Origin of the sequence: Candidatus Thiosymbion oneisti, assembly GCF_900092655.1 — a bacterium.
In the GTDB taxonomy this organism is placed as follows: domain Bacteria; phylum Pseudomonadota; class Gammaproteobacteria; order Chromatiales; family Chromatiaceae; genus Thiosymbion; species Thiosymbion oneisti.
The window spans coordinates 1-3,907 of sequence record NZ_FLUY01000210.1; the positions used below are offsets into that span (position 1 = coordinate 1).

The 3,907-nt window shown below is 56.7% G+C and carries 5 protein-coding genes; 4 read left to right on the forward strand and 1 reads right to left on the reverse strand.

The window, feature by feature from the left end:
* Positions 1 to 338: 338 nt before the first annotated feature.
* Positions 339 to 1,103, reverse strand: coding sequence for a DUF3050 domain-containing protein (locus tag BQ17_RS01975; RefSeq protein WP_089724060.1), 765 nt, complete (start codon positions 1,101 to 1,103; stop codon positions 339 to 341).
* A 259-nt stretch (positions 1,104 to 1,362) separates the two neighbouring features.
* On the opposite strand from BQ17_RS01975, the gene rpmE reads away from it, so the two are divergent.
* From rpmE to BQ17_RS01990, 4 genes are all read left to right on the forward strand, one after another.
* The gene (rpmE, locus tag BQ17_RS01980; protein ID WP_089724061.1) at positions 1,363 to 1,563 is read left to right on the forward strand and encodes a 50S ribosomal protein L31; all 201 of its coding nucleotides are present in this window, start codon (positions 1,363 to 1,365) and stop codon (positions 1,561 to 1,563) included.
* Positions 1,564 to 1,586: 23 nt separating this feature from the next.
* The gene (locus BQ17_RS01985) at positions 1,587 to 2,873 is read left to right on the forward strand and encodes a glutamate-5-semialdehyde dehydrogenase (protein ID WP_089724062.1); all 1,287 of its coding nucleotides are present in this window, start codon (positions 1,587 to 1,589) and stop codon (positions 2,871 to 2,873) included.
* A gap of 377 nt (positions 2,874 to 3,250) precedes the next feature.
* Entirely contained in the window at positions 3,251 to 3,472 is a 222-nt protein-coding gene (locus BQ17_RS20075; RefSeq protein WP_141699038.1) for a hypothetical protein, read from the forward strand.
* Complete coding sequence (locus BQ17_RS01990; RefSeq protein WP_089724063.1) at positions 3,469 to 3,753, forward strand: type II toxin-antitoxin system RelE/ParE family toxin; 285 nt, start codon at positions 3,469 to 3,471, stop codon at positions 3,751 to 3,753. Before BQ17_RS20075 ends, BQ17_RS01990 begins: the two co-directional genes overlap by 4 nt.
* Positions 3,754 to 3,907 lie beyond the last annotated feature (154 nt).

Sequence of the window (3,907 nt, forward strand, 5' to 3'; positions counted from 1 at the left end):
CCAGAGACCGGGAGCGGGGCTGTTGCGACACCCTCCCGCCGGGAGAGGGGCTTTGAGGCTTAACTTAATGGCATTGAGGCCCATTCCGGGGGCGTGAATCCCAGTACGCAGCGAAGGACGATCAGGGAGATCGGAATATCGAAAACAACTGGCGTTATGGTCTCCGGCGTTACATTTTGGAAGTCGGCCATGGCCCGTTTCAGGGCTTCGTATCCTGTTTCAAAGGTTGGATATTCAACGAAGCCGGGACCCTTTGGCATGACCAAGAACTCAGATTCCAGCCGGATCCCACAACCAACGCCAAACAACCCAGGACCGCGCTATGTGCTTCAGCGGCCTTATCCGGGCTCCACCGCTGAGCGAATGTCGGAGAGGATCCCGTCCCACAGGCGGATGCGCGCGCGGATTGCTTGCCGGGCGCTCTCCAGGGCCTTGGTATAGCGGTCGTGATCGTCTCCGATCATCCTTTTGAGAATGTTTATCGCGGCCGGTCCGTGTTGCTCGCTGTCCAGCTCGATGTGCCGCTCCAGATAGTAGACCATGCCGGGTGCCTCCTCGGCGGGAATACCCCGGGTCGCAAGCAGCCTCCGGAACATCTTAGGGATAGAGTCCTCTCTACCGAATAGAAAGTTACCGGCTACCTCTTCCCGGCTGCCCCGCTGTGCCAACGTGAGATTCGAATGCACGAACTCGCGTGCGTAGCGGGGCACGCACGCCGCCTCAAAGGACTCGTCGATCCCCTCTCCTTGCTTCAGACAGCACAAAAAGGTGTCGAACATCCGGGTCGGCGCGCCGACCTCTCGCATCCCTTTCAAGTAGAGGGTCAAATGGCTGGCCGGGCTGCCGTCGCGATCGACGTCGGACTCCTCGTTGAGGACGATGTCGTTGATCAGCCGCGCCGATGCCTCGTCTTCCGGGGGAATCCATGGGACCTGGACGCAGGTCAGGAAGTTTTGCAGGCGCTTGGCCAGGCTCATGAAATCCCATACCGCGAAGACGTGGATCTGCATGAACCGGTGCAGATCGTCCATGGTCTCGACGGCGTCGTAGATCGGATGTGCGGTCAACTCTGCTTGTAGAGCCTTCAGCTCATCGACAAACATGTTTGGATTCCGGTGACCGGGGTCGATCGAGGTATGCCGGGTGTAGCCCCGGCTAGGTCGAGGTGCCGGAGGAGCCGCAAGCTATGGCTCCGACTTCAGGCTCATCTCACATTGGAATCACGCCCCGGAATCATGCCCTCGCTTCAGGCTCATGTCCCGCCGGAAGCGGCTATGGATTGCAATTAGACGCCCCGAATGGCATTCTGTACAGTTTACTAAAATAATGAACCTAATCAGAAGCGGGGCGAGTAGAGCTATCATGAAAGCGGGAATCCACCCAAAGTACGGCGATATCAAGGTCGTGTGCAGCTGCGGCAACAGGTTCGCCACCCGTTCCACCCTCGGCAAGGACATCCACATCGAGGTCTGCTCCGCTTGCCATCCCTTCTACACCGGCAAGCAGAAGATTGTGGACACCGCCGGACGCGTCGATAAGTTCCGCCGCAAATACGGACGCTGAGTATCCGTGGGAGATTCATACACATGCCCGAATCCGTGCCGGAGACCCAGAGCGGCGACATCGCCGCTTACATGCGTGATCTCGGGGAACAGGCGCGGGCCGCGTCCCGGGCCCTGGCCCGCGCGGATACGACAGCCAAGAACCAGGCCCTGGCGGCCATTGCCGACGATATCGACCGCCGACGCGATGCCTTGACGGAGGCCAACCGCGGCGATCTGGAGGCCGGCGCCGCGAAGGGGCTGGACCCGGCCCTGCTCGACCGGCTGGAGCTGACCCCGGCGCGGGTCGATGCCATGATCGAGGGACTGCACCAGATTGCACGTCTGCCCGATCCGGTGGGTGCCATCACGGATCTGACCTACCGCCCCAGCGGGATCCAGGTCGGACGCATGCGGGTCCCGCTGGGGGTGGTGGGGATCATCTACGAGTCCCGGCCGAACGTCACCGCGGACGCCGCGGCCCTATGCCTCAAATCCGGTAATGCCACGGTGCTGCGCGGCGGCTCCGAGGCCCTCCGCTCGAACCAGGCGCTTGCCCGAAGCATCCGGTACGGGCTCGAGCAGGCCGAGCTACCCGCGGACGGGGTACAGGTGGTCGCCACCACGGATCGCTCCGCGGTAGGCGCCATGATCGCCATGCCCGAATTCGTGGACGTCATCATCCCCCGCGGCGGCAAGGGCCTGATCGAGCGCATCAGCCGTGAGGCCAGGGTGCCGGTGATCAAGCACCTGCACGGCGTCTGCCACGTCTACATCGACGCCGCGGCCGATTCGGAAAAGGCCTTCGACGTAGCCCTGAATGCGAAGACCCAACGCTACGGGACCTGCAATACCATGGAGACCCTGTTGGTGGCGGAGGACATTGCCGAGACGATTCTGCCCAGGCTCGGGGCGGCCTTCCGGGAACGGGACGTGGAGCTGAGGGGCTGCCCCCATACCCGGAAGATCCTGCCCCACGCGCTGGAGGCCACGGAGGCCGATTGGGACACCGAGTATCTGGCCCCTATCCTCTCCGTGCGCCTGGTTGCGGACCTAGATGCCGCCATCGAACATATCGCCCGTCACGGCTCCCAACACACGGATGCCATTATCACGGAAAACTACAGCCGGGCCCGGCGGTTTCTGCGCGAGGTCGATTCGAGCTCGGTGATGGTCAACGCCTCGACACGCTTCGCGGACGGGTTCGAGTACGGGCTCGGCGCCGAGATCGGCATCAGCACCGACAAATTTCACGCCCGCGGCCCCGTGGGTCTGGAAGGACTCACCTCTGTCAAGTTCGTGGTCCTGGGCGACGGGGAGATCCGCAGTTGATTCAAAAAGCAATAGCAATTTCGAGGAGATTGTGGGGGTGCTGATCGAACGTTATGAGGAAGAGCATGTCCTGAACTCACCAAGTAGCCGGTGCCCCAGCAGTACATACCTAACTGTCGCTTCGGAGGCCATTTCTGCAATAGGGATCGAGAACTAGACAGAAGTTCGCCGTAGTTGTTCGCTGGGAGAGATCGAAGCAACAAATCGTCCGCAGAGCTTACTCATTGTTTCCAGGTGCGTTGATGGAGCTATTCATGAATTTGACAAAGAAGCAATCGTTGTGGGATATAAGACGTTTCGACGTACTTAAACACAGCGACTCGCCGTCTACTACCTGTTAGGCCAAGATACTACACACCTTTTAATGGAGAATTAGAATGTCTAATCAACGGTCTGCATTGTTTCAAGATGCGTTGGATGTTGTTGGATCTTTACCTGAATATCAGCAAGAAGATCTTGTAGATATTGTCCGAAACAGATTAATTGAGCATAGACGATATTCAATAGCTGGAAACATTAAAAAGGCAAAAGAAGATTATACCAGGGGTGAAATTAAAAAAGGTACTGTAAATGATCTAATGAAAGAGATAACTCAATGAGAACACTCATTTGGAACAAAAGTTTTGTTAGGGCATCCAAGAGATTCATGAAGAAGAATCCAAAACTCACCCAAGATATCGAGAATACTCTTAAATGCTTGGTGGATGATCCATTCACACCACATCTTGAAACCCATAAACTCAAGGGAAAACTGTCTGGAACGTGGGCGTGCAGTCTTGGATATAATCTAAGAATTGTTTTTGAATTTGTCACCAATGAAAACAAAGAAGAAGATGGCATTTACCTAATTGACATCGGGACACATGATGAAGTTTATTAAATCAGCGCCTAACAAAAGCATGCAACGGACAAAACCTCCGCTTGTCCCTCGCTCCGGTTTTACTGCTGATGCCAATCGTGGTAGTGGTATTTTTTAAATGCTAGAGTAGAATAACTCATCTACAAAATCAATCAAAGGGGTTTTCAGTCATGAT